Annotated in this window: 2 protein-coding genes; one reads left to right on the top strand and one right to left on the bottom strand. The window is 25.9% G+C overall.

Annotated features, from left to right (window positions below; all coding sequences use genetic code 11):
* Positions 1-70: 70 nt before the first annotated feature.
* Positions 71-379, top strand: a complete 309-nt coding sequence (locus tag J502_RS16020) for a hypothetical protein (protein WP_005014505.1) — start codon at positions 71-73, stop codon at positions 377-379.
* Between the two features lie 134 nt (positions 380-513).
* Here the strand turns inward: J502_RS16020 and J502_RS16025 are convergent, their stop codons facing one another.
* Positions 514-954: a BLUF domain-containing protein gene (locus J502_RS16025; protein WP_005014499.1), complete on the bottom strand. Its 441-nt coding sequence runs from the start codon at positions 952-954 to the stop codon at positions 514-516.
* Between the last annotated feature and the right edge of the window lie 197 nt (positions 955-1,151).

Consider the following 1,151-nt stretch of genomic DNA (forward strand, 5'->3'; position numbering starts at 1 on the left):
ATGCTTACCAGATTTTGAATAAGATAATGTTATAAATAAATTCTTCTAATGATATAAGGTTCTAAAGTTTTTGATAAAGCATCAAGAAAATTTCTGTCCAGATTTATATGATTACCTTTATAGTCAGACTTTAAAGGCGTACAGACCTGTAAAGTCGAAAGAACGAAATAAGATTTTATTCTTAGCTAAAGTCATAGAAGTTTTTTCAAACCTAGAAGCGATAGAATATGATTTAGAAATTGGAGCTATTAGTATAACATTAGAAATTAATTTTAAGTTCTATACCTTTTGGAGTGTAGAGATGCCGAGGATTGAAAATAAAACACAATTTGTAAAATACCTTAGCTCTCAACTGGAAAATATTTTTTTAAAAACTTAAATAATGAGTTTTTATATTTAATTATATAGCATCACTATTCCCTGTTAAATTAACAAACATTAACATAAAAATTTATTTTAGATCAACTGATTATTAAACTAAATGAATTTATAAAAATTAATTTTTTGAGGTTACTATTTTAACCTTAGAGTACTAATACCGTCTTTTTGTTTAGCCAGTAAATTAATAAAAGGAGAGATAGTATGGTTCGTTAATAAATAAGGATTAAAAGCTTCTAGATGGTGATCTTTAAAAAAGTGCATGACTTCCTTGTTAAAAGCTGCATATTTCATATGCCAATTTGCAAATAGGCGACTTTTGATCGGTTCAAGATAAATAACTTCACATTGCTCATGTCGAGGATCTCTAATGATTTTTTTATAAAAAAGATGCTCAAGCTTATCTCTTTCGCCTTCAAGACATTGTACGAAGTATCCATTTCCAAAATATAATGCTCCATAAATCTCATGGGGACTATTATATGTTATAGCTTCTGTAAGAATATCCATTAAATCTTTAACGGCATTTTTATTTTTTTTAAGCTTACTTACGTATAGCAGCCTCACCAGATTCATATATATTTGCTCAAAGTAATGATTTTAGTTCCTTGGTTTATTTTATAGAATTTTTAATAAAAAAATAGTTATTTCAATAAGTTACATAAAATCCAAAAATCGGTTTTTAAAAATTAAATTTATAAAAAACAAAGGTTTAATTTTTAGATTAGGTTTTAAATAACCTGTTTTTTTGTATGATAAATGTAATAACCCTA

The organism is Acinetobacter sp. 1294596 (assembly GCF_000582925.1).
GTDB lineage: Bacteria > Pseudomonadota > Gammaproteobacteria > Pseudomonadales > Moraxellaceae > Acinetobacter > Acinetobacter radioresistens.